1 protein-coding gene is annotated in these 509 nt (G+C 65.4%); it reads right to left on the bottom strand.

The genetic code is table 11. The annotated features are described in order from the left end of the window. Positions 1–509: transposase (locus ACFQ46_RS24235; RefSeq protein WP_380262921.1), on the bottom strand; the 509-nt coding region annotated here is incomplete at both ends.

Genomic DNA, 509 nt, shown 5'->3' with positions numbered 1-509 from the left:
TGTAGGCGATCTGGACCATGGTGAGGGCCGTACTCGCCAACCGTTCGAAGTCGCGAGCCAGACGACGGGCCCGGCTGATCCAGGCGAAGAAACGTTCCACCACCCAGCGCCGAGGCAGGACGTGGAAGCCGACCGTTCCTGGCGCTCGACTGATGACCGTGGTGGTGATGCCCAGTTCCGCGGCACGCTCGATGAAGCCGCGGCGAAAGCCCTGGTCGCACCACACTTGACGCAGGTCGGGGAACTGTTCGGCGAGTTCCTCTAGCAGGTCGATCCCGGCAGCGGTCTCACTGATGGCCCCACCGGTGATCTGCACCGCCAACAGGTTTCCTTCAACGTCGACGGCGGTCATCCGCTTGCGGCCGTTGACTTTCTTGCCTGCGTCGTAGGAGCGGCCGTGGCCTGCTTCGCTGCTGCGGACGCTCTGGGAGTCGATGACGAAGGCCGTCGCCGCAACGGCCCGCCTTTTCCCAGGCGGTCCAGCACGCGGACTTCGTCGACCAGCTTCT

Source organism: Kineococcus sp. GCM10028916, assembly GCF_042674865.1.
Taxonomy (GTDB): Bacteria; Actinomycetota; Actinomycetes; order Actinomycetales; family Kineococcaceae; genus Kineococcus.
Note: the sequence above shows the minus strand (reverse complement) of the source record. Positions and strands in the feature narration are given on the sequence as shown.